Annotated in this window: 24 protein-coding genes; 9 read left to right on the top strand and 15 right to left on the bottom strand. The window is 35.0% G+C overall.

From position 1 onward, the window contains the following. Together ACN0TV_RS15435 and ACN0TV_RS15440 are read left to right on the top strand one after the other, a co-directional pair. Positions 1 to 559, top strand: a 559-nt coding sequence (locus ACN0TV_RS15435; protein WP_417363994.1) for an endonuclease/exonuclease/phosphatase family protein, incomplete at its 5' end; no start/stop codon positions are given. A 395-nt stretch (positions 560 to 954) separates the two neighbouring features. Then, entirely contained in the window at positions 955 to 2,169 is a 1,215-nt protein-coding gene (locus ACN0TV_RS15440) for a phage integrase SAM-like domain-containing protein (RefSeq protein WP_417363995.1), read from the top strand. Positions 2,170 to 2,385: 216 nt separating this feature from the next. Here the strand turns inward: ACN0TV_RS15440 and ACN0TV_RS15445 are convergent, their stop codons facing one another. From ACN0TV_RS15445 to ACN0TV_RS15490, 10 genes are all read right to left on the bottom strand, one after another. Beyond that, on the bottom strand, positions 2,386 to 2,976 hold the full coding sequence (locus tag ACN0TV_RS15445) for an HD domain-containing protein (protein ID WP_417363997.1): 591 nt from the start codon (positions 2,974 to 2,976) through the stop codon (positions 2,386 to 2,388). Next, entirely contained in the window at positions 2,969 to 3,457 is a 489-nt protein-coding gene (locus tag ACN0TV_RS15450) for a hypothetical protein (protein WP_417363999.1), read from the bottom strand. Before ACN0TV_RS15450 ends, ACN0TV_RS15445 begins: the two co-directional genes overlap by 8 nt. A 15-nt stretch (positions 3,458 to 3,472) precedes the next feature. Then, entirely contained in the window at positions 3,473 to 4,186 is a 714-nt protein-coding gene (locus ACN0TV_RS15455; protein ID WP_417364001.1) for a VIT1/CCC1 transporter family protein, read from the bottom strand. A gap of 1 nt (position 4,187) precedes the next feature. Beyond that, complete coding sequence (locus tag ACN0TV_RS15460) at positions 4,188 to 5,354, bottom strand: efflux RND transporter periplasmic adaptor subunit (protein ID WP_417364003.1); 1,167 nt, start codon at positions 5,352 to 5,354, stop codon at positions 4,188 to 4,190. A 2-nt stretch (positions 5,355 to 5,356) separates the two neighbouring features. Then, positions 5,357 to 9,694: a CusA/CzcA family heavy metal efflux RND transporter gene (locus ACN0TV_RS15465; protein ID WP_417364005.1), complete on the bottom strand. Its 4,338-nt coding sequence runs from the start codon at positions 9,692 to 9,694 to the stop codon at positions 5,357 to 5,359. Between the two features lie 512 nt (positions 9,695 to 10,206). After that, a complete protein-coding gene (locus ACN0TV_RS15470; RefSeq protein WP_417364007.1) occupies positions 10,207 to 10,755 on the bottom strand; it encodes a methyltransferase family protein in 549 nt (182 codons plus the stop codon). A gap of 173 nt (positions 10,756 to 10,928) precedes the next feature. Then, positions 10,929 to 11,636, bottom strand: a complete 708-nt coding sequence (locus ACN0TV_RS15475) for a rubrerythrin family protein (protein WP_417364009.1) — start codon at positions 11,634 to 11,636, stop codon at positions 10,929 to 10,931. Positions 11,637 to 11,729: 93 nt separating this feature from the next. Further along, positions 11,730 to 12,197 carry a DUF2231 domain-containing protein gene (locus tag ACN0TV_RS15480; protein ID WP_308419833.1) on the bottom strand — a complete coding sequence of 156 codons (468 nt, stop codon included), beginning with the start codon at positions 12,195 to 12,197 and terminating at the stop codon, positions 11,730 to 11,732. A 77-nt stretch (positions 12,198 to 12,274) separates the two neighbouring features. Further along, positions 12,275 to 13,648, bottom strand: a complete 1,374-nt coding sequence (locus ACN0TV_RS15485) for a sensor histidine kinase (protein ID WP_417364012.1) — start codon at positions 13,646 to 13,648, stop codon at positions 12,275 to 12,277. Next, positions 13,645 to 14,313 carry a response regulator transcription factor gene (locus tag ACN0TV_RS15490; RefSeq protein ID WP_417364014.1) on the bottom strand — a complete coding sequence of 223 codons (669 nt, stop codon included), beginning with the start codon at positions 14,311 to 14,313 and terminating at the stop codon, positions 13,645 to 13,647. The genes ACN0TV_RS15485 and ACN0TV_RS15490 overlap by 4 nt, the downstream gene beginning before the upstream one ends. A gap of 275 nt (positions 14,314 to 14,588) precedes the next feature. On the opposite strand from ACN0TV_RS15490, the gene ACN0TV_RS15495 reads away from it, so the two are divergent. The 6 genes from ACN0TV_RS15495 (at position 14,589) to ACN0TV_RS15520 (ending at position 19,101) form a co-directional block, all read left to right on the top strand. Further along, positions 14,589 to 15,074: an asparaginase domain-containing protein gene (locus ACN0TV_RS15495; RefSeq protein ID WP_417364016.1), complete on the top strand. Its 486-nt coding sequence runs from the start codon at positions 14,589 to 14,591 to the stop codon at positions 15,072 to 15,074. Positions 15,075 to 15,673: 599 nt separating this feature from the next. Continuing rightward, entirely contained in the window at positions 15,674 to 16,003 is a 330-nt protein-coding gene (locus ACN0TV_RS15500) for a response regulator transcription factor (protein WP_417364018.1), read from the top strand. A 272-nt stretch (positions 16,004 to 16,275) separates the two neighbouring features. After that, entirely contained in the window at positions 16,276 to 17,112 is an 837-nt protein-coding gene (locus ACN0TV_RS15505; protein ID WP_417364020.1) for an RteC domain-containing protein, read from the top strand. Between the two features lie 302 nt (positions 17,113 to 17,414). After that, the gene (locus ACN0TV_RS15510) at positions 17,415 to 17,699 is read left to right on the top strand and encodes a helix-turn-helix domain-containing protein (RefSeq protein ID WP_417364022.1); all 285 of its coding nucleotides are present in this window, start codon (positions 17,415 to 17,417) and stop codon (positions 17,697 to 17,699) included. 3 nt (positions 17,700 to 17,702) lie between these two features. Then, the gene (locus tag ACN0TV_RS15515) at positions 17,703 to 18,455 is read left to right on the top strand and encodes a hypothetical protein (protein WP_417364024.1); all 753 of its coding nucleotides are present in this window, start codon (positions 17,703 to 17,705) and stop codon (positions 18,453 to 18,455) included. Further along, on the top strand, positions 18,439 to 19,101 hold the full coding sequence (locus tag ACN0TV_RS15520) for an ATPase (RefSeq protein WP_417364026.1): 663 nt from the start codon (positions 18,439 to 18,441) through the stop codon (positions 19,099 to 19,101). The genes ACN0TV_RS15515 and ACN0TV_RS15520 overlap by 17 nt, the downstream gene beginning before the upstream one ends. 22 nt (positions 19,102 to 19,123) lie before the next feature. Here the strand turns inward: ACN0TV_RS15520 and ACN0TV_RS15525 are convergent, their stop codons facing one another. From ACN0TV_RS15525 to ACN0TV_RS15545, 5 genes are all read right to left on the bottom strand, one after another. Further along, positions 19,124 to 19,702 (bottom strand): YdeI/OmpD-associated family protein, encoded by a 579-nt coding sequence (locus tag ACN0TV_RS15525; RefSeq protein ID WP_417364028.1) that lies wholly within the window; start codon positions 19,700 to 19,702, stop codon positions 19,124 to 19,126. 2 nt (positions 19,703 to 19,704) lie between these two features. Next, the gene (locus ACN0TV_RS15530) at positions 19,705 to 20,094 is read right to left on the bottom strand and encodes a DoxX family protein (RefSeq protein ID WP_417364030.1); all 390 of its coding nucleotides are present in this window, start codon (positions 20,092 to 20,094) and stop codon (positions 19,705 to 19,707) included. Positions 20,095 to 20,101: 7 nt separating this feature from the next. Then, positions 20,102 to 20,566, bottom strand: a complete 465-nt coding sequence (locus tag ACN0TV_RS15535) for an SRPBCC domain-containing protein (RefSeq protein ID WP_417364032.1) — start codon at positions 20,564 to 20,566, stop codon at positions 20,102 to 20,104. A 12-nt stretch (positions 20,567 to 20,578) separates the two neighbouring features. Further along, a complete protein-coding gene (locus tag ACN0TV_RS15540) occupies positions 20,579 to 20,893 on the bottom strand; it encodes an ArsR/SmtB family transcription factor (protein ID WP_417364034.1) in 315 nt (104 codons plus the stop codon). A gap of 184 nt (positions 20,894 to 21,077) precedes the next feature. Continuing rightward, positions 21,078 to 21,707 (bottom strand): N-acetylmuramoyl-L-alanine amidase family protein, encoded by a 630-nt coding sequence (locus tag ACN0TV_RS15545; protein WP_417364104.1) that lies wholly within the window; start codon positions 21,705 to 21,707, stop codon positions 21,078 to 21,080. A 189-nt stretch (positions 21,708 to 21,896) separates the two neighbouring features. On the opposite strand from ACN0TV_RS15545, the gene ACN0TV_RS15550 reads away from it, so the two are divergent. Further along, on the top strand, positions 21,897 to 22,184 hold the full coding sequence (locus ACN0TV_RS15550) for a hypothetical protein (RefSeq protein ID WP_073243663.1): 288 nt from the start codon (positions 21,897 to 21,899) through the stop codon (positions 22,182 to 22,184). Positions 22,185 to 22,223: the final 39 nt, after the last annotated feature.

Consider the following 22,223-nt stretch of genomic DNA (forward strand, 5'->3'; position numbering starts at 1 on the left):
TTATTCTAAAAAGGAATTAAAAAATGTGGAAGTAAAATATCAGATTGAGGACGATAAACCTTCCATTTTTTTTGATTTTCCAATAGAAGGAAATAAATCAATTTTCTTTTGCTGCCTGCATCCCGCGCCACCCAGTCCAACCGAAAACGAAACTTCAAAAGAGCGCGATGCCGAACTGATGCTTACCGGCAAAAGAATTCGTGATTTGGACAAGCCCACCGTGGTTTGTGGCGATATGAACGATGTGGTTTGGAGCCGCACCACCCGACTTTTCAAAAAAATGACTGGAATGATCGATCCGCGTGTGGGTCGCGGTTTCTTTTCAACATATAATGCCAATTACTTTTTTCTTCGTTTTCCGTTGGACCATCTTTTTCATACTCGTGATTTGTATGTAGAAAAAATGGTGCGTTCCAAGAATTTTGGAAGCGACCATTTTGCGATGTATTATGAGATTTTTCATAAAAAAAAAGTCCAAACCCCAAAAAACCCTAAGCTGAACGGGGAACAAAAAGAGGAGATAGAGGAATTAATTGAAAACGGTAAAGACAATCAATAAAAAAGCTCCAGTTTTCAATGAAGCTTTTGCTTTGTAAAGGTGGAGACCCCAAGGCTTCGGGGGAACTCTCACAAATAAAAATTTTTAAAAACAAAAAAGCTGACTCGTTAAAGTCAGCTTTTTTTTATTTGTACAGGCGGAGAGACTCGAACTCTCACACCTCACGGCACTAGATCCTAAGTCTGGTATATATTGCAACAATAAAACATAAATTAACTCATTTTCAATGTTTTATGTTTTTAATCATTTTATTTAAAGTCAAATAATATCAGTTAATATCAACATTTGTTGTACCTATGTTGTACCCAGAATTCGTAATAAAGACGTATCTTTAAAGTGGATTTATGACAAAATGTTGTACCTGATTTGGCTTTCGTGACTAAAACAGGTTCAAAATGTCAACAAGTGCAAAAATAATACTTCGCAAAAAACCTAACGCAAACGGACAATACCCACTTGCGGTTAGGATAACTAAAGACCGTCGTTCCACATACAAACATATAGGTCACTATATTGAATTAGAAGATTGGGACACAAAAAATCTTAAGGTCAAGAAATCACATCCAAATGCCGAAAGTCTAAACAACCTTTTGACATCAAAACTTTCAGAAGCAAGAAAAGGTTTGATTGTTTTACAGACGGATAATAAAGCTGCTACTGCTCGACAAATCAAAAAAGAAATATATAAGCCCACATCAAGCTTAACCTTTTTCGACTTTGCGGACGAACATCTTGAAGCACTTGAAGCTGAAAAGAAAATCAACCGTCATTCTACGGATTCGGCCTGGGTGAGCTATATAGAAAAGTATTGTTCAGGCAGGAATCTGACTTTCCAAGAAATTGATGAGCGTTTTCTCAAAAAATTCAAAATTTACTTAAAAGGTTCTTGCTCATTGACTGAAACCACTGCAATGAACGTTATGGTATTGATACGATTACTATTTAACAGAGCGATACGGGATAAAGTTGTAAGCAAGGAAATTTATCCTTTTGGTAAGGGTAAGTTAAAAATTAAATTTCCCGAAACGACCAAAACAGGGCTTTCAGGTAAAGAAATAAAAGCTTTGGAAAGTATTTCTGAACTTACTGATATGGAACGACATTCATTAAACGTATGGTTGTTCAGCTTCTATTTCGCAGGAATTCGAGTTTCGGATGTTTTATTTATAAGGTGGTCCCAAATTTACGATGGTAGATTGCACTATAGAATGGGTAAGAACTCAAAGCTATTATCCTTAAAAATCCCAGAAAAGGTTGAGAAAATCTTACTGCAATACATTGATGATAGGATAAATAATAATGATTTTGTTTTTCCAGAAATGAAAAAAGCAGATTTATCTGATGCAAAAGACATATATCGCAAGAAAAAAGTGGCAAATAAAAAATTTAACGACCATTTGAAAAAAATTGCTAAAAGAGCTGGCATTCAAAAAAAAGTTACAATGCACATAGCCAGACACTCATTTGGAAACATTGCAGGTGATAACATTCACCCTCTTATGCTTCAGAAATTGTATCGTCATACAGACCTTAAAACGACTATTAATTATCAAGCAAACTTCATTTACAAAGATGCTGATGATGCTCTTGAAAAAGTGATTAATCATTGAATTAGGTAAGGCAAAACCAAACCAAAAATATGTTGGCTAAATATTTCACTAAAGTATATTATTACCAACATTTAAAAATCAAAAAATTCCTCTCTTATTAGTTGTGATTGGTCATATTTATCTTCTTAAATCGGCACTAATAGATAAGAACAACTTCTTTAATTGATTGAAAAGAAACTGTAATTTTAAAAACTAAAATAAAATTAAAGTAACTCTTTAACAGTCATAATATCTCAAAATTTGTTCTACTTTTTCTATATTCTCTTGCTTACCTTTTTCCAGTATCTCTTTTCCGTAAATGCTTCTGAAATGGTGCTTTTTTAAAAATTCTAAATTCAGTTGATGCCATTCTAAATCGCTTACTTGATTATTGCAAAACACCTCCCATTCTCTGCGCAACAATAACTTTCTGTAAAAGAAATGCGAGTTACTGATATGAAAAATATCGGCATCACACAATACTTCGGCAATTGTAGTAGTTGGGCATTGTGGCATTTTGGTAGCGTCTATACAATTGCAAACTTTATCAATAAAATCTTGATTCACTTCTTGTTGATTCAAGAACTTACTTGCAATCAATTTGCTTTCGTCCTCGTGCCCTTTGTAGTTTACTGAAAAACCGGTATCGTGAAACCAAGCAGCAATTATTAAAACTTCTGTATCTTGTTCACTAATATCCATTGCAGCACACAAATACTTCACGTTTTGCACGACCTCTTTGGTATGTTGAAGGTTATGAAATGGTAACTCTTTACATTTTGAAGTCGTTAGTAAATCTGTGCAGTATTCGGAAACATTTTTAATCATCGTCGTGGTCATCTTGTGCATCAAATTGAATTACATTAGTATCGCTTCTAATCTCTATATGGGTTATTTCTCCACCACTTGTTCCAACGTATTTAGCAACACCAATTGAGACCATCGAAAGCAGTAAAACTGCGATAATACCGTATTTAGAAAATGGCATTTTTTTATATTGCAAAAACAAGGTTATTAGCGATGTACCTCCTAAAATCAGCATCATAGTTAAAAACAGCTCCGCAAATTCTTCGTGCTTATGAATTAAGGTCTCGCTAATTCCCGGTAAATTCTCAACAATTTCTTCAGCGCCTTCGCCTGTTAAAAAAGCAACTATAGCCGTTAGGGCACTAAATATAAAAATACCCAATGCTGTATTTTTTACCTGAGGCTTTTTGATAACAAACCCTGCTAACAATACTAAGAATCCAATCAATACTCCCACAATGGGAAGATGATTTACTACTAAATGAAAATGTGCGTCATTCATAATTTTATATTTTATCTAAACATTTACTCCAAATAGATATCCTACCAATGCCGTAAGACCCATTGCTACTGTTCCCCAAAACGTAATACGTACAATCGCTTTTTTAATGCTTGAGCCGCCAGTTTTTGCAGCAACTATACCTAAAGCAATCAAAAAGAAAAGCGCAAACCCATATATTGAATATTCCATACCCTTTAATGGAAGAAAGAGCGTTACCAAAAATGGAAGCATTCCACCAACGGTGAATGCTGCTCCTGATGCAAAAGCCGCTTGTATAGGTTTTGCCTGACTAATTTCATTTATACCTAATTCGTCTCTTATATGTGCGCCCAAGGCATCGTGTTCTGTTAATTCTTTTGCTACGGTAAGAGCTGTTTCTTTTTGCAAACCTCTTTTTTCATAAATCTCTGCTAATCGCTGTAATTCGATGTCTGGCATCTCCTTCAATTCTTCCTTTTCACGCTCAATGTCAGCTTTTTCCACATCTGTTTGTGAACTTACCGAAACATATTCTCCCGCTGCCATTGACAGTGCACCGGCAACAAGTCCTGCCAAGGTTGCTAGAATTATGGGTTCTCGTGTAGCACTTGCAGCTGCTACACCTATAGCGATACTTGCGGTTGATAAAATACCGTCATTAGCACCAAGAACCGCTGCTCTTAACCAATTACTTCTATGAATGTAATGGCTATCTAAATAATTATCCAAGCCTTCTGTTTTTTCTGTCATCTTACTCTGTTATTAGGTTATAGGCTCCTTTCGTTAAGAATTCGGTGTTCACGTCAAAATCATCGGCATTTACTATTTGAATAAAATCATTATTGGTAGCTCCAATTTTAACCAATACTCTTCTAAAAGTCGTGTCGTTTTCTTTAACTAAAACAAAATAATCATTATCAATATTGGCAACAGCTTCCATTGGTAATGCAGGATATTCCGTTGTTGTGGTTAAAATTTCTCCTTCTATATACATTCCTGGGGCAAATAACTTTGCGTCGCTTTCATTAACCAAATCGCCGTGAATATCTACGGTTCTATCTTGAATATTAATTGCCTTATTTACTAGATGCACTTTTCCTTTGTACACATTAGTCATATCGTTTTGTAATCGCACATTGATAGGCTGTCCTTCTTTTACCATTGGAAGGTCTTTTTCAAAAATTTTCAACTCAATATGTAAATTATCTGTATTAGTAACGGTAATGGCTACATCAGAAGGATTTAAATACATTCCTTTAGTAGCATTGATGGTCGTTGCATAACCAGATATAGGCGAAGGAACGCTGATGACCGAACGAATGTTTTCTCCGGACAAGGTATTTGGATTAATATTCATTAAGCTCAATTTCTTTTTCAGCGACTGGTATTGCGCCAAGGTTACGGTATATTCCGACTCTGCTTTAAGGAAATTCTTTTTAGAAGTCACATTATCTGCCATTAATTCTTTTTGACGTTCATAATCCGACTTTAAATAGTTCAAGCGTCCTTTAGCTTCTAAAAAATCTTGTTGTGCTTGCACATATTCAGGATTTTCAATGGTAAACAAGGTCTGACCTTTTTTTACTGCATCTCCAGGAAGCAAGCTGATATCCTTTACATATCCAGCAAAATAGGCACTCACATCGGCTTGATTTTCTGGCGGCACAGCAAACATACCATTGGCTTTTACTATGGTATTAAATGGTTGCGTTGTTATTTTTCCAATTTCCATATTACCCGATGCAAACTGAGTTTCTGTTAGCGTAATGACATCTGGATTTTCGATTTCTACAGATGAATCTTCATTTGGAACTGTAGATTTTTCTTTTGAATTACAAGAGGCTAAAACCATTATTGCGACCAATAAAAGCCCCTTGCCGTATATAGAACTCGATAATTTGTTACTTATATTTTTCATTATTAATTGGTTAAATAGTTTAACTCTAAAACGGTATTGTTATACTGCATTAGATTTTGTAGATAGTTGATTTCGATATTTTTTGCGCTCTCCAAAAGCTGTACATATTGCAAGAAATCTATCTCGCCACTTTGAAACGCTTTTGAAGCGGTTGTTGTTAATTCTTTAGAAAGTGCTCTCCCTGTGGTTTCATAATAATCGACAGTTTCTTGGTATTTTTTTAAATCAGAATGTAAACCATCATATTTTGATTGTAGTTGAATTTTATAATTCTCAAATTCATTGGCTACAATCATTGTTTCTGTTTTTGCTGCATTAATTTTAGACTTGTTTGCACCAAACCATAGCGGTACAGCTACACCCACCTGAAATCCGTTGTAATTTCTCGCGTTTACACCATTGTTTGTTCCTTGAAATACAGACAGATTTATATCTGGCAACAGTTTTTGCCGTTCTAAAGAAAGTGAGGATGCTGCTAATTTTTCTGCTGAATCATAATACAACATCCCGGGATGCTCTGAAATATTCAACGTCTGCAAAGTAAGTTTTGGTAAGTCATCTTCAATAACTTCAACCAATGAATCACTTTGCACCCATTGATTGAGCATTGTGTACGCTTTTGAAACATCCTCTCGTGCTTGTGCAAGTGCAATGGCTATTTCTTTTTGTTTGGTTTCCGCTGTCAGCTTTTCCAATAGATTGGTTTCGCCAACATCATATCTTTTTGTGGCTGCTTTGGCAAATTGACCGTACAAACTATCGAGATAGGTATATTGTTTCACCAAACTATTGTTGTAAACGACTTCATAATAGGCTTTATACACTTCCTTGGTCAAGGCTCTTTCATTGAGTTTGTACTGTTGTGTGGTCAAAGCCACTTTTTGTTTTTCTACTTTGCGCTGCGCTCCATAAATTGTTGGAAATTGAAGTGATTGACTCACACCAAAAACTCTTAAAGGCAAGCCATTCTCCGCAATATTGTTTTGGTCATAGCCATAAAACACCTGTGTTTTATCCAAATTAAAAGCACTGCCTATCAATTGTTCTGACTGATTGACTTTTTTAGCTGATGCCTGAAGGAAATTATTATTTTCCATTGCCAATTGCACCACCTGTTCAGCACTCATAGGTTGCTGCTGTGCTCGACCAAAAAATGGCAAAAAGAACAAAAGCACTATGCTCAACGCTTTTAAGTTCACTTTGGTTTTCTTTTTAGGATGATGCCCTTTTCTATCGAACATTGCATATAATATTGGTAGTACTACAAGCGTCAATGCGGTTGCGGTTATTAAACCACCTACCACCACAGTGGCTAATGGTCGTTGCACTTCGGCACCTGCCGATGTTGAAATTGCCATAGGTAAAAATCCTAAAGCTGCCGCTGCTGCTGTCAGTAATACAGGGCGCAACCTGTTTTTTGTTCCCATTAAAATTCGCTTATTGATATTGTTAACACCGTGTGCTTTTAATTCCTTAAATTCTTCAATCAGTACAATTCCGTTTAGTACGGCAATACCAAAAAGTGCTATAAACCCAACACCTGCTGAGATACTGAACGGTAAATCTCGAATGTAGAGTAACATTACACCACCAATAGCGGATAATGGGATGGCACTGTAAATCATTAAGGCTTCTTTTACAGAATCGAAAGCGAAGTATAGCAAGACAAAAATCAATATTAACGCTATTGGTACAGCTATTTTTAATCGTGCCGATGCTGTTCTTAAATTTTCGAATTGTCCACCGTAGCTTATGGAATATCCGGTTGGAATCTTAACATCTCTTTCAATAATGGCTTGCACATCTTTTACCACCGATTCTAAATCTCGGTTTCTCACATTTACACCTACAACGATACGTCGTTTAGTGTTATCCCGAGAGATTTTTGCAGGTCCTTTGGTATACGCTATGGTAGCAAATTCACTCAATGGTAATTTTGTGCCATTAGGTAACGACACCGAAGCTGTTTCTATATTTTGAATGTCTTTTCTATGGGCATCGTCAAAGCGTAGCACTAAATCGAACTGCTTTTCGCCTTCAAATACTGTTCCTGCTGGCATTCCTGCAAAACCCATTGTAACAATCTTATTTAAGTCTTCAATATTCAATCCATATTTAGCGATTTTCTGACGATTATACTTTACGGACATCTGTGGCAGACCAGCCGTTTTTTCTACAGAAATATCTGCGGCTCCTTCCACATTTTGAATTGCCTTTTCTATCTCTAGTGCTTTTCTGTAGAGTACATCTAAATCTTCGCCAAAAACCTTTATGGCCAAATCTGCTCTCACTCCTGTAATCAATTCATTAAATCGCATCTCAATAGGTTGGGTAAATTCAAAATCCACACCTGCAATTTCATTGGATAAGGCTTCTTTAAATTTATCCGCCAATTCGTCTTTAGACTCGGCAGATGTCCATTCGCCTTTAGGTTTTAGTTTTATAATCACATCACTTTCTTCCATAGACATAGGGTCTGTAGGTACTTCGGCTGCGCCAATTCTACTTACTACTTGTTCAACTTCAGGGAATTGCTTTAGTATTTTTTCAATTTGGGTTGTGGCCTCAATAGTTTTGCTCAACGACATACCTGTTTTTAAAACTGGCTGAATCACAAAATCGCCTTCATCTAGGGTTGGCACAAATTCGCCACCCATTCTGGTAAAAAGAAATACCGTAAATAATAACAATCCTACTGCCATACTCAATACCAATGTTTTTTTACGTAAAGCCCAGGCGATGGTAGGTTGGTATTTATCTTCTAAAAAAGCAATGAGTCTGGATGATATGGTTTTCTTTTCTGTATTTGATGGTTTTATAAACATTGAGGCCATTACAGGAATGTATGTAAAACAAAGTACCATTGCTCCAATGAGGGCAAAGCAGAATACCAATGCCATAGGACGAAACATTTTTCCTTCTACATTTACCAAAGACAGAATGGGGATGAAAACAATAATGATGATTAATTGACCAAAGACTGCTGAGTTCATCATTTTTGTGGCTCCTTGATAGGTAATATTGTCAATGAGTCCTTGTCTTTCTCCTTTAGGAAGCGCTAATAATTTGGCACGCTGGCTAGTGATTTTAAAGGCTATAAATTCTACAATGATGACCGCTCCATCTATGATAATACCAAAGTCAATGGCTCCCAAACTCATTAAGTTGGCATCCACTCCAAAAATGTACATTAGCGAAAGTGCGAACAATAAACACAACGGAATAACCGAAGCTACAACTAAACCAGAACGTAAATTTCCTAAAAGCAATACCACTACAAATATTACGATTAGGCATCCTAAAATGAGATTTTCGGCGATAGTAAATGTTGTTTTTCCTATGAGTTCGCTACGTTCTAAAAATGGGTTGATTGAAATCCCAGGCGGTAAAGACGCTTGTATTTCTGACACACGCTCTTTAACAGCTTCAATAACCGCATTAGAATTGGCATCTTTAAGCATCATCACTTGCCCTAGTACTTTTTCGCCTTCACCATTTCCTGTAATTGCTCCAAAACGATTAGCGTGTCCAAAGCCTACATTGGCAACATCTCTAACATATACAGGCACTTCGCCTTTGCTTGTTACAACGATATCTTCTATGTCTTTTACTGAGGTTACTAAACCTTCCCCTCTAATAAAATAACTTTCATTAATCTTTTCGATATAACCACCTCCAGCAACGCTGTTGTTTTTTTCGAGAGCGGTAAACACATCAAAAATTGAAACATCCATCGCGCGAAGTCGCTCAGGGTTTACAGCAACTTCATAGGTTTTTAAATAGCCACCCCAAGTATTTACTTCTACAACTCCCGGGATTCCGGAAAGCTGACGTTTTACGACCCAATCTTGAATGGTACGTACATCTGATAACGAATATTGGTCTTTATGTTTAGCATCAACGTCGATTACATATTGATAGATTTCTCCAAGACCTGTAGAGACTGGTCCCATAAACGGTTTTCCAAAGCCTGCCGGGATTTTTTCTTCAGCACTTTTTATTTTTTCGGCTATAAGTTGTCGCGGCAAATAGGTGCCCATTTCATCATCAAATACCACAGTTACAACAGATAGCCCGAATTTTGAAACGGAACGGATTTCCTTCACTCCAGGCAAGTTTGCCATTTCCAATTCTACGGGGTAGGTCAAGAATTTCTCTACATCTTCAGTTGCCAAATTTCTGGAAGTTGTAATAACCTGTACTTGGTTGTTGGTTACATCGGGAACTGCACCAATAGGGATATTTGAGAGGGAATACAAGCCAAATCCTATGATTCCGGCAGTAAATAATAGTACAATAAGTTTGTGATGAATACTGTACTGGATAATGCGTTCTAACATTTTTTGGTGGTTTATTGAAATAATGGTCAAATGTAGCGGTACTACCTAAATGGATTCTAAATGGTTTCTTAAGATTAGCTTAAGATATTTTATACTCAAAAAACAAAGGCCTTGAGAGTTCTCAAGACCTTTGCAACTATTAACCAATAAACACCAACCAAAAATTTAAAGGTTAATGGGGGAATCTATTTCTTTTTCATAAAAATAATTCTAACTAATAGTGTAAATGTAGTCCCCTTAAGTTATGATTTGATAAGGGCTATCTTAAGATTGGCTTAAATTAAAGAACAATTAATTTTCTAAATTGGTTGCCGGTTTGTTAGTAGATAGCAACCCTTTCTTTTTTAAAACTTTAAGGATTATGTACACCATCCCAGTGACTAAACAAAGCCAAAACCAAAGGTCTTTTACAAACATTAACCTGTGTTCGTAAGACATTACCTGTACTTCGTCAAAAATCCAAAACAAGAGAAATATGGCAAAGAGACCATTTTTTTCTTTTTTCAAAATTTTTAAAAAGGAAAATGGATGATGCGGTCTTTGGTAATTTTTAAAAGAGGGAATGATTGCTGGGTTTTGGAAGACCAAGCTGTATATTGATTATTGAATTTCTGTATTAGAAACGCTTCTTCAGCATACATAATGCGCTCATAATATAGGGTGTAAAGAAAAATAAAAGCGATTATGAACCAAAAGTCTTTTACCCAAAATGCTACACCAAACCACATAAAAAAGTTTCCTAAATAAAGTGGGTGTCTTAACATAGAATATGCACCCGTTGTATTTAGTACGGATGCAACTTGTCCTTCCTTTGTGTTTCTGCCAGAGGTACCGTCTGGTGAAAATCCTACTGTAAAGATTCTTATGAACAACCCAAATAGACACAGGACAACCGCTATAAATTGGTAATAGTTCTCCGTTGGGCCATAAGGGTTCGATAGATGATAATAATAAATATAAGCATCTACAATTATTGCTACAACGATGATTAATAAAGGAAAATAACTTCTGTTTTTAAAAAGAAAATCTCCTTGTTTTCTGAATTCATTAATTAGTGCCATTTAGTTTGAAATTTTGTTTAATTACAGTACAAATATGATGTCACTTTTTTTTAACAGACTTAGATATTACTTAAGATTGGCTTAAGATTATGTATACTGTCAAAAAACAAAAGCCCTGAAATATTTTCAGAGCCTTTGCCAATCAATCAACACTAACCATCAATCAAAAAAATTTATAGCTTATCAACTTTAATGAATAATTTAGAATCGGTCATAGATATTTCACAACGTGCAGGTGCAGTGGTTGCATAGGTGTTTCCACAAGTTGGACATAAGTAATAAACAGATGGTAACGAACTAACATTTCCTTCTTCTAAAGCTTTAAGGGCAGTTTTATAAAAATCCCTATGTTTTTGTTCTACTTTATAGGCATAAGTCAAGCTAATTTGTGCCATATAGTTTCCTGCTGCATTTGCATCTTTTATAAAGTTGGGATACATAGTATTGAATTCATAGCTTTCGCCGTCAATAGCATTTTTTAAATTCTCCATAGTACTTCCTACTGTAAACTCTGTTGTAACAACAGGGATTTCTTCTCCCATTCTTTGTAAAACTACTTTATGATTATTGGCGTGAATTAATTCAGCCCCAGATGCCGCTTTGAAAAGCATTGCAATTTCAGGATAGCCTTCCTCTTCTGCCTTTTTACTAAAAGCTGCATATTTTGCATTTGCAGTTGTTTCTCCTTTAAAGGCATCCTTCATATGCTGAATAGTCAATTTTTGTGGGTCTTCATTTTCTTTGGTATTTCCCATTACCTTTTCAACCATTTCTTTAGACGGTTTTACTTCTATTTTATCTGCTGAGTTGTCTTTACAAGATTGGAAAAGCATACTTGAAAGTGCTATTCCTGTTACTAATATTACTACTGATTTTTTCATTTTATATGATATTAAACTGTTTAAATTTTTGAGTAAATGTATATATACTTATTTATGAGTTTTCTTTCTTATTTCTTAAGAGTTGATTAAAAATTAGTCACTAGATTGAGTTCCGAAATCTGGCAGTGCCAATTCAATGCCTGCGCCGTGTTGAAAAACTAATTGACCTCCTAAATAACCCGTTCTGGCTACTGATGCTGATAAAGACGCAAATAGTATAATACCAACCCATTTAGTCCAACCCCTATTGTATTTAAAGTAGTACAATGCGACCCTATATAAAGCGGTTATAATAGTAAGCCATAAAGTTATTGTGGCGGCTTCTTCGTGTAACTCCATAGGTGCTTGAAGGATTCCGTCCGTCATTCCATCTCCTGCATAACTTCCACTTATGTAAGCCACAATTGCACCCAAAGCGCCTAGTAGCAAAAGGTAAAACGCGGCATTGTTAAAAAACTGTTTTTTAGTGAAAAGTGCTATGATTTCGGATAAGAAACCTACAAAGATTAAGGCTATCGGAAAGTGGATAACCATAGCGTGAATGTGCGGTGCTGTTAACATATTGATGTGCTTTTAAATTACACACCAAAAATAATTGACTATTCTAAGGTCTTCCCTTTGTCAATCTTAAGATTGGCTTAAAAAGTAATAGTGAAAGTTGTTCCTTGCCCAAAGTCGCTTGCTACTTCAATCTTAGCATCAATAGCATCCGCAGCCTTTTTGGCTATAGAAAGCCCCAAACCATTACCTGCAATATTTTTATGATTAAGCGCATCAGACCTGAAAAAATTATTGAACACATTATGCAAATCTTCTTTTTTTATACCGATGCCTTGATCTCGCACCTTGCAGATTATGTTGGAATTGGATTGAGTTATTGAAATATGTATATTCGTAGCATCTTTGGCATATTTTACGGCATTACTAATAATATTTTCCAATATTAAATTGCTAAAATATTGAGGTACTAAAGTTTCATTTTCAATTTCATTTTTAAAATTTATTGAAAGCTTCTTTTCTGATATTGGCTTTTTGTGTCTAGAAAGGATTTCATCAATGACGGTTGCCAGAGGCACCGAAGATTCATCCTTAGCTTTTGAGCTTGTATCCAGTCTTGCCAATAACAGCAATTGCTCTAGTGTGGCTGTCATTCGGTCTATTTCTGTAAGACTGAATTTGATTTTCTCTTCATATTCACCACGTTCCCTTGGCTTGCGAACCAACACCTCTAATGTGCCTTTTAAAGTTGCCAAAGGTGTACGTAATTCGTGTGAAGCGTCTGATGTAAATTGACGTTCTCTTTCCATTGCATTTTCGATACGTTGCAACAAATCATTAATTCCAGAAGATAAATCAAAGAGTTCATCTTTATTTTGGGGCAATGCAACGCGCTCATTTAAGTTGTTGCGTGTAATTCTATTGGTCGTTTCGGTTACATTTTTAACGGGTATGATACTTCTTCCTGCGATATATTTTGATATAAAATAGAGACTCGCCAAAAGAAGTAAATACACTAACAGCAAAATATTTTTTAGATTGAGCAGTACCATTTGAGAGGCTTCTAAAGGCATAGCTGCTACTATAAAACCTTTTATTTTTCCGTTTTCCTCAATGGGCAATTGAATCTGTCTAATGGGTTTATTATTGAGGGTTTCGTTATAGCTTCCACCAAAATTTGCTTCTTCATTGTAATCGAGCTCATTTTCTTTTAGGTTTGGGGATTTATCCATAAATATCCCATTCTTATCCAATATTTGGATAAAAACAGGATTTACCTGAACTTCTCTATGCTCGCGTTCTTCCCATTCCTTTTTGTTTTTTATTTTAATGCTGTCCCCAACGACTTTTATTTCTTCGGTATGCTTTTCTGCTTCAAAAGAAAGGTCACTATCTATATTTTGATACACCACACCTTTAACTACAAAATAAACAGCTGTAAATGCTACGGCCATTATAATTGCTGTGGCAATCATATAATGTAATGCTATCCTGTTTTTAAAACTTAGACTCATATTTCCTTTGCAATATAACCCACACCTCTAACTGTCTGAATGTAATTCTCATCTTTCCCTAACTTCAGTTTCTTGCGAAGTGCATTAATAAAAACATCTATCACGCCTGTATTATAGTCGAAATGGATATCCCAGACACTTTCAATAATCCTTGACCTTCTGCACACCATTCCTTTATTGCGTATCAAATGTTCCAATAATGCAAATTCTTTTTGTGTCAAGCTTATTTCCTCATCATCTTTAAACACCTGATAGGTTGAAGTATTTAAAGTTATGGTACCAAGTTTAAAAATGGAATGTTCTCCCGATTTCGGGCGCAATTGTACCTTAATACGTTCTAATAATTCTTCAAAATGAAACGGCTTTTTGATATAATCATTGGCTCCTGTTTGAAGCCCGAAAATGGTCTCATCCAGTGTGTCTTTGGCTGTTAGAAAAATAACAGGTGTTTCTTGGAACTCCTTTCTGAATTGGCGACAAATTTCGATACCGCTTATACCTGGTACCATCCAATCCAATAATAAAAGGTCGTATTCTCCGGTAAGCGCCAGTTCAAGTCCTTTTTTACCTTCTTCGGCTATATCCACAGCATAGGATTCTTCCTCTAAGCCTTGTTTGAGGAAGTTAAATATCCCTGGTTCGTCTTCTACTATTAAAATTCTCATCGCGCAAAAGTTACAATTTTTTATCTATCCGAGGTTTAGAATAAACAAATTGGGTTTTCATTTTCTGTTTTTCAAATAACTGTATATAATAGATATTGAATTATTCTTAAAATCGATATAATGCACAAAAGTTAACCTCTAATCTTAGAGTTTAATTTGTAGATTCTTAAGATTTGCTTAAGATAGCCGAGAATCGATTAACAGTAAAAAACTTACACTAACTTTATAAATTCAAGAAGTTATATTGCTTTATAAATTATTCAAAATTCATTTCTATGATTACCATATTAACCACAGGTGGAACTATTGAAGGGTTGGATTATATTGGCGATAAAGCAATCAAAAAAACAAATGTATCTATTACTGATTTTCTCAATAGTGCCAATGTAAAATTTGAATATACTATTGAGAGTGTTTGTAAAAAAGACAGTCGCGCTATAAATGAGAGTGATAGGAAGCTCTTGGTAACTAAGATAAAGGAAACCAATGCTACTAAAATTTTAATAACGCACGGTACTTTCACTATGGAAGAAACTGCAAAATATATAGGAAAACTAAACCTTGGAAAAACCATCGTTTTAGTTGGGTCTTTCATTTTGGGGTCGCCTGGAAACACAGATGCCCCATTTAATTTAGGGTATGCAATCAGCTCACTACAATTTCTAAAACCAGACGTTTATGTTGCTATGAACGGGGAAATATTTCTTTGGAACAATGTTTTCAAAAATTTAGAAACCAACAAATTTGAGCGTAATGAATAGTAATAGTATAAATGTTTGGGACATCACTACATTGGACAACGTTCTTCTATCTATTAATAGATATTTTTATCGTATTGTTTACGCTTTACTTCTCAAAAAAGAAAACGCGTAGCAGCTTTAAACGTTTTTTATTTCTTGGGTTATTATTTGTAACGTATAACCTAACTGGTGGATTACTACCTATAGATAATTTTCCGGGTCCTTTTATTCTGCAATACATTATTACCTATGGTGTTGCAATGACGCTTTGTGTTTTTATTGTTTACTATCTCTACAAAGAATATGATATCGTTGTCTTAAAGTTCAATTCTTCCATCCGCAACCTAGCAATTTTTACAATAATTAGTTACATCATTTTATTTTTAGTGCCTTACTTGGTTACACAATCGTTAGACTATGCAAGGTTTTTATTTACAATCCCCATTTCCGTTGCTGCCATTATTTTTCTATTCATATTTTACAGACGAATATCTAACCCAAGCAATCCTAATGTTTTTATTTTAAGACGTAATAAATTATCAATGGTTAGCGTGAGCAGTATAGCGCTTTTACCTATTTGCACCGCAATTGGCGATTATCAATGGATAACATTTACCATAATGAATCTAGCATTTTTTGCCATAACCGCAATTGAGGTGGACAGGTATTTATACTTCCTAGAAAACAACACTAGAATTTTTGAGGTATTTGCGTTAAGGAAAAAGCAAAGAGGGGAATCTCTCGAACATAAAATTATTTATGAAGATTTAACCAGACGCGAGATTGAAGTTGCCTTATCTATTCTAGGAAATTTGAGTTATAAAAACATTGCTAAAGACCTGTTTATTGCTGAAAGCACGGTATCCAAACACGCCTCCAATATCTTTAAAAAAACAGGGGTGAAAAATAGACGTGAATTTCTAAACCGCTTTAAAAAGAAAACCAAATAAAAACCTGCCAACTCAAAACCGTTATACTTACGAGGATTGCATAGTATTCCGTATAAAAATACGGTTGTTCCGTAAGTATATACGGGTAGTTTTATGGACGTTACTTTATTTAAAAACTATTTTACAGTACGTTTTAAAATAATCAGAAACAATAAGAGCCATTTAGAGTTTAACTATCCCATTATTTAAGGTGCACGCAACTGTGAAGATAGTTTTTAAAACCCATCAACCAAATTCTAAAACTATGATTTCCAAATGTAATTCGCCTACTTATGGATTTATTAATGCTGTCAAAAAAACTACTGAAGGATCTGGATGATATAAAAAATCAAAACCAAAATATCCTAGAAAGGGCCAACCAATCCATTGAAGTCTGTCGAAAACTCTTGTGGGTCTTTAAAAAGGAAATTCTAAAAAAAGGATTCAGAACCTTAAAGGATGAAATAAAATTTTTCAAAGAAGTAAAACAAGTACCACTTATTCAACTCATTTATTTTTCAGAAATCTACTCTTTTGAAATACAGCTACCAAAGGCTGACAAAGAAAACCAATTAAAATCCATAAAAAAGAAAATCAATAAGTTCAATCGTTTTTTTCTTTATAATCTAGATTTTGGTCGCTATGTAGATTCTGGTGCTACTAATTTTGACAAGGAATATTATACAAGGGATTATCTCGATACTTTTCATATTACAACATCTAAATTCTATTTTCAAGACCCTGAATTTTGCACGCCTAGAGATATGCTACTAGGTAAGTACAGAGCTTATTACTCTTTATTGCATTATATGGATGCCAAAAAACGTAATATTAAAAATAACTTGAATGGTAAATTAGTTACTACCGAACCGATTGATAAAATGCATTGGCCATTTTCAAACACAGATTATGTAGAATTAGTCTATGCGCTATGTGCAAAAGGTTTGGGTAAACAAAACAATCAAGGCATAATGCAAATATCAAAAAAGTTACAACAGCTCTTCGATGTTGAACCAAAAGATATTTACAAGACCTATCAGGACATAAAAAACAGAAAAAATAGCAGAACACTTTTTCTGGACGAACTTTCTACATCTTTGCTCATAGAAATGGATAAAAGCGAAGAGTGATTGTTTCTACAACCCCTTATTTTACAACAAAAGTATCCGTAGTACGGTTGACCTACGGTGATTCAATTTTTTAATAAATTTTACTCTTTTTGCAGTCGCGAAAGCATACTTCCACACATCAAAATCAATCAAAAAGCATCAAATTTCAAAATGTTAAATTTTGACCGTAGTACGGTTGTACTGGGGAATAAAATCTATTAAAGCTGTTCAAATTTGTAGAACGAAAGTCAAATCAGGTTAAGGACTATCAATTAAAAATTTAAAAATACTTGGTAGTCCTTTTCCATTAAAACCGTTCTATTATGCCGACAAGTATTATTACAACAGACGACCTTCGGGAATTCAAGATGGAATTACTCGATGACATCAAAAAACTATTATCCAAACAAGCTACTGGAAAACTCAAAAGGTATCTCAAATCTTCAGAAGTTATGGACTTGTTACAAGTCAGTCCAGGCACTTTGCAAAATCTTCGTATCAATGGCACTTTGCCCTATACCAAAGTTGGCGGTATTATCTACTACGACGCCGAGGAAATTCAAAATATAATGACTGCCAACCGTGTACAGCACAGCTCAAATTCTTAAGTAATGAACTATATAAAGCTACTTAATGCGGCTTTTTCAACGTTCTATTTTGATGACCGCCTAAATCCTACCCATATCAGTTTGTATATGGCTTTGTTCCAAGAATGGAACAGCAGTCGCTTTGCGGATGAATTCTATGTAAACCGTAGGGATGTAATGCGTTGTGCTAAAATAGGCTCAAAATCCACTTACCATCGTTGTGTTACTGATTTGGACTCGTGGCTTTATCTATCCTATTTCCCATCTAACAATCCATACAAGGGCAGTAAAATCAAGATGTCCATTATTGGGACAAGTGATGAACCTGATATGGGACGGTACAATCCCACATTAGAACAGCTTGCGGAACAGTACTATCCCATACGTGAACCAGTTGTGGGACAGAACCATCCCATAAATGGACAGGTTGTAGACCCACACCGTCCCATAGGTGGACAAGCATTGGTATCTACTACAAACAATATCAAACAAGAAAACTATACAAAACAACCAAAGGGCTGGCAGGCCGTAATTGATTTTTTTATTGAAAAAGGTTCTAATGCCGATGAAGGAAAAAAATTCTACGAGCATTATGAGACTAGGAACTGGCAGACAAGCGATGGTGAGGCAATTCGTGATTGGCGAGCTTTGGCTACGAATTGGATGGACAGAACGGAATTATTTGATGAGGAAAACAAATCAAACAAAAAACAAGCGTCCCAAATCAAGGACAACTTGCGAACCACTAAAAACAAAGATTATGGACAACCCCTCTAAAATTATCGAAGGTGGCGTGGAATACTCGCTAGGAAAATTTGACGGCAAAAGCGTTGTCTATGACTTTCCAAAAATTTTAATTTACCTGAATGCAAAAGGAAAACTATTGTTTGGCAAGAAATTTAGAATCTATGAAGAGGATAAAAGTATACTGCTTAAACTTTGTTCATACTTCATTAAAGATAAAGAGAACTGTGCTACTTACGGTATTGACATTGACAAAGGTATTTTACTTTCAGGACCTGTTGGATGTGGCAAAACGAGCCTTATGAAATTACTACGTCACATAGTTCCGATGCAGCGCCCTTACGAAATGATTCCTTGCCGGAATGTAACTTTCAGTTTTAACCATCTTGGCTTTAAAACTGTTGAAGAATACGGTAATACTAAATTCTATTGCTTTGATGATTTGGGTGTTGAACCGGCTGGACGGTTTTATGGAAAAGACTTGAACGTAATGGGCGAAGTGCTCTTATCTCGATATGAACTCTATCTCGATACCAAACACAAAATCAAAACTCACGCTACCACGAACCTTAATGCTGAAGAACTGGAAGAACGCTATGGCAATCGTGTTCGTAGCCGAATGCGGGAACTGTTTAATTTAATTGCTTTTGATAAAGGGGTTGGGGATAAGCGGAAGTAGCCATTTCATCTATTATTTTTTGTTATCGCTCATTATAACCTTTTCCTTCAAAGATTTTCGGTTTCGCCTTTTCAATTCTTGAAGTTCTTGTTGTTGACTGTTTGGCTTGTGAAAAGTGTAGTAAATAACCTCTTTGTCTTCCTGGTGTCAGGTTATAAAATGCAGTTTTAAATTCCGAGTCGTTTTCAAATTCTTGTTCGAGTTCTATGGGCATTTCATACTCCAAAGTATTTTTCATTTTGACTTCCAAACCTGCCTTTTCCACTTCGATTGCCTCAAAAATGTAAGCCTTGATAACTGTTTTTTGGTTAATAATTTGTTTTTTGTCGGTAAATCGTATTTGACGAGCCGATTGTACATTTTCAGTCTGTTGCACCAAAATATTTTTGGCATCTTTTAGTAATGCTCCTTTATGAAAAAGTAAAGCGCAATATTCCTTAAATCCGTGAATTAAAACAATGTTTTTGCCTTGAAAAGTATAGCAAGGGTGCATCCATTTAAAATCTTCGTCTAGCCCACAGTTCAAGCAAATTTCTCTTAATAAAATGGTTTCATCTTTCCATTTCTTAATTTTTTCTATGTATCTGTCAACCTTTTCCATATTTAGTTTTGTTTTTGTAATTCAATGATTTTTCGGTAGTTTGGTCTGAAATACCAAGACGTAACCGTTACCAAAAGCAAAATAATTGAAGGCATTGCATCAGTTATTGGTTGTCCAACTGCTATATGTGAAATGGTTGCTCCTGACATTGCAAAGAAAAACCCTACGTAAGCCCATTCTTTTAGCAAAGGTTTTTTAGGAATTAAAATGGCTATGACACCCAAAATTTTCCAAGTCCCAAGAATTGACAACAAGTAGAGTGGGTAGCCAAGTTCTGTAATTATTTCGTTGTATCCACCAATTTGAAGCGTTTGCTGTATTCCGCCAGCCGACATTCCGAATGAAAGGAAGATTGTTGATACCCAATAAGTTATTTTTTTCGTTTTTGTCATTTCGCTATTATTTTAATTTGCTCAATATTTCTTCCAATCTGTTATGTGCCCAATTTATACCTTGCTTGAATGGAAGTTTAAGATTTTGGTCTCGGTGGTTTACAGATTGATAGATTACTTGCTGTTTTAGTTTGCTTGTATTTTTGGTCAATTTCTCGAATTCGTAAATCTCAAGTTGAACACCAAAAGGCATATTTTCCATTTCAAAAGTCCGTATGATTTTTTGGTTTGTTATAAAGTCGTGTATCGTACCATTAAATCCGATTTTGTTGCCTTTTGGGTCGGTAGTTGAAAATTGGTAGCTTCCGTGTTTTTGGAAGTCGAACTTTAGCACTTTTGTTCCCATCCATTGCTCAATAAAATTTGATTCGGTGTATGCTTTGAATAAAAGTTCTACTGGCAAGTCAAAGGTCCGTGTTATAAGTATTTCCTGTTTACCGTCTTCGGCATTGACGGTTGTTTTTTGTTCCATATTCTATTTTTTTTATTGATAGTTCTTCATTACTGATTCCAATTTGTTAAATCGGTCGCCCCATAGTTTTCTGAAAGGCTCGATAAATTCTGCTATTTCTTTCATTCCGTTTGGGTTCAGATAATAGTAGATTTCTCGCCCTTTTTGTTCCTGCTCCAAAATTTCACATTCGGTAAGGATTTGTATATGTTTTGAAATGGTTTGCCTTGAAAAATCAAAATTCTCAGCAATGGCTGTTGGTGTCATTGCTTGCAGTGCAACTAAAGAAATGATTGTTCTTCGGGTCGGGTCAGCAATAGCTTGAAATACGTCTCTTCTTAATTTCATTACGCAGTTATTTGACTGCAAATATATATGCAACCATTTAACTGCGCAAATTTATATACTACTTTTTATAATTTTGGCTTTCTTAAATCAAGAAGAATAGATTTAAGTTCAAGAAGAAATTGAATCAAAACTTCTTTCAAACTTTGTACGACCTCAAAAAACATAGCTTTCATAATTTCATTTTTTAAAATTGTAGAATATTTAAAATAGACAATGCAAGGGCAAAAACGCCTTCTTGCCCTTTAAGATACTTCGCTTCATCTCGATTAGACAAAAACCCAAGTTCCAACAAAATCGAAGGACAATAATTTATGGTTTCCCATATCACTTGAAAATTTGCAAACTTTACACCTCTGCCCTCATATCCTATAACCTTGCAAAGCATCTTTTCGATTTGATATCCTATATAAATAGATTCTTTTGAATAATTTGTTCGCTTTCGTGACGCATAAACTTCTATTCCTCTCGCATTAGAATTATCTGAATGATTGCAATGTAAAGAGACAAACAAATCCGCATCAAGGATTTTGGCCAGTTTTGTTCTATCCGATAACGAAATAAGCGTATCATTATACCTGGTCAAATAAATATCCAGAGGGGTATCCGATTCGTCATTCAGCTTCAAAATCGCATTTGCGATATTCAATACAATATCCTTTTCTTGGATTTTATTTATACCTATCGCACCGGAATCTTTTCCACCGTGTCCAACGTCAATTACAATTCGTTTTTGAGTACTCAATTCTTGTCCAAAAACGACACACATTTTTAGAAGCAAAAAGACAAAACTGACGTTTTTGAGCACTTTTTTCATTTTCAATTTTCGGGTTATCAACAACTTTCTTTCAAAATCTCATAGAATTTGATACCAAATCATAGCAATTAAATTCAATTGATTTCAAATAATATTTTATTCACAAATATTTGATTTTCAGTTATTTATGTACAAATATATGTAAATTTCAGAAAGAGAAAATGAATAAAAAATCTAAACAGTTTTATTATGAAAAAATCAATCTACTTAGCAACTTTTTTATCGTTGCTCTCAACATCACTTTTTGCTCAAATTGGTGGTATAGAAGATTCAGTTAATGATGTTGGCGATACCATCAGAACCATTTTTCCAATTTTATTGGGTGTCATTTTCCTAGTTGGCTTCCTGTTTAATGCAGGGCATTTCTTTGGGGAAAATGCGGACCTTAAAAAAGGGATTACGAGAGTGCTTGTGTTTGTTTTGATTGCTGGTGCAGTTGTCGGCATCTTCACATACTTAATAGGCATCGTAGTATAAATGAACCCTCATCGAGGGCTTTATTAGAAAAGCTGTATG

The organism is Galbibacter sp., from assembly GCF_048266365.1.
Taxonomy (GTDB): Bacteria; Bacteroidota; Bacteroidia; order Flavobacteriales; family Flavobacteriaceae; genus Galbibacter.

Bases quoted from the DNA above. Each gene is read 5' to 3' on its own strand.
- ACN0TV_RS15440 (WP_417363995.1), top strand. From the start codon at position 955: ATGTCAACAAGTGCAAAAATAATACTTCGCAAAAAACCTAACGCAAAC.
- ACN0TV_RS15445 (WP_417363997.1), bottom strand. From the start codon at position 2,976: ATGATTAAAAATGTTTCCGAATACTGCACAGATTTACTAACGACTTCA.
- ACN0TV_RS15450 (WP_417363999.1), bottom strand. From the start codon at position 3,457: ATGAATGACGCACATTTTCATTTAGTAGTAAATCATCTTCCCATTGTG.
- ACN0TV_RS15455 (WP_417364001.1), bottom strand. From the start codon at position 4,186: ATGACAGAAAAAACAGAAGGCTTGGATAATTATTTAGATAGCCATTAC.
- ACN0TV_RS15460 (WP_417364003.1), bottom strand. From the start codon at position 5,354: ATGAAAAATATAAGTAACAAATTATCGAGTTCTATATACGGCAAGGGG.
- ACN0TV_RS15465 (WP_417364005.1), bottom strand. From the start codon at position 9,694: ATGTTAGAACGCATTATCCAGTACAGTATTCATCACAAACTTATTGTA.
- ACN0TV_RS15470 (WP_417364007.1), bottom strand. From the start codon at position 10,755: ATGGCACTAATTAATGAATTCAGAAAACAAGGAGATTTTCTTTTTAAA.
- ACN0TV_RS15475 (WP_417364009.1), bottom strand. From the start codon at position 11,636: ATGAAAAAATCAGTAGTAATATTAGTAACAGGAATAGCACTTTCAAGT.
- ACN0TV_RS15480 (WP_308419833.1), bottom strand. From the start codon at position 12,197: ATGTTAACAGCACCGCACATTCACGCTATGGTTATCCACTTTCCGATA.
- ACN0TV_RS15485 (WP_417364012.1), bottom strand. From the start codon at position 13,648: ATGAGTCTAAGTTTTAAAAACAGGATAGCATTACATTATATGATTGCC.
- ACN0TV_RS15490 (WP_417364014.1), bottom strand. From the start codon at position 14,313: ATGAGAATTTTAATAGTAGAAGACGAACCAGGGATATTTAACTTCCTC.
- ACN0TV_RS15495 (WP_417364016.1), top strand. From the start codon at position 14,589: ATGATTACCATATTAACCACAGGTGGAACTATTGAAGGGTTGGATTAT.
- ACN0TV_RS15500 (WP_417364018.1), top strand. From the start codon at position 15,674: ATGAATCTAGCATTTTTTGCCATAACCGCAATTGAGGTGGACAGGTAT.
- ACN0TV_RS15505 (WP_417364020.1), top strand. From the start codon at position 16,276: ATGGATTTATTAATGCTGTCAAAAAAACTACTGAAGGATCTGGATGAT.
- ACN0TV_RS15510 (WP_417364022.1), top strand. From the start codon at position 17,415: ATGCCGACAAGTATTATTACAACAGACGACCTTCGGGAATTCAAGATG.
- ACN0TV_RS15515 (WP_417364024.1), top strand. From the start codon at position 17,703: ATGAACTATATAAAGCTACTTAATGCGGCTTTTTCAACGTTCTATTTT.
- ACN0TV_RS15520 (WP_417364026.1), top strand. From the start codon at position 18,439: ATGGACAACCCCTCTAAAATTATCGAAGGTGGCGTGGAATACTCGCTA.
- ACN0TV_RS15525 (WP_417364028.1), bottom strand. From the start codon at position 19,702: ATGGAAAAGGTTGACAGATACATAGAAAAAATTAAGAAATGGAAAGAT.
- ACN0TV_RS15530 (WP_417364030.1), bottom strand. From the start codon at position 20,094: ATGACAAAAACGAAAAAAATAACTTATTGGGTATCAACAATCTTCCTT.
- ACN0TV_RS15535 (WP_417364032.1), bottom strand. From the start codon at position 20,566: ATGGAACAAAAAACAACCGTCAATGCCGAAGACGGTAAACAGGAAATA.
- ACN0TV_RS15540 (WP_417364034.1), bottom strand. From the start codon at position 20,893: ATGAAATTAAGAAGAGACGTATTTCAAGCTATTGCTGACCCGACCCGA.
- ACN0TV_RS15545 (WP_417364104.1), bottom strand. From the start codon at position 21,707: ATGAAAAAAGTGCTCAAAAACGTCAGTTTTGTCTTTTTGCTTCTAAAA.
- ACN0TV_RS15550 (WP_073243663.1), top strand. From the start codon at position 21,897: ATGAAAAAATCAATCTACTTAGCAACTTTTTTATCGTTGCTCTCAACA.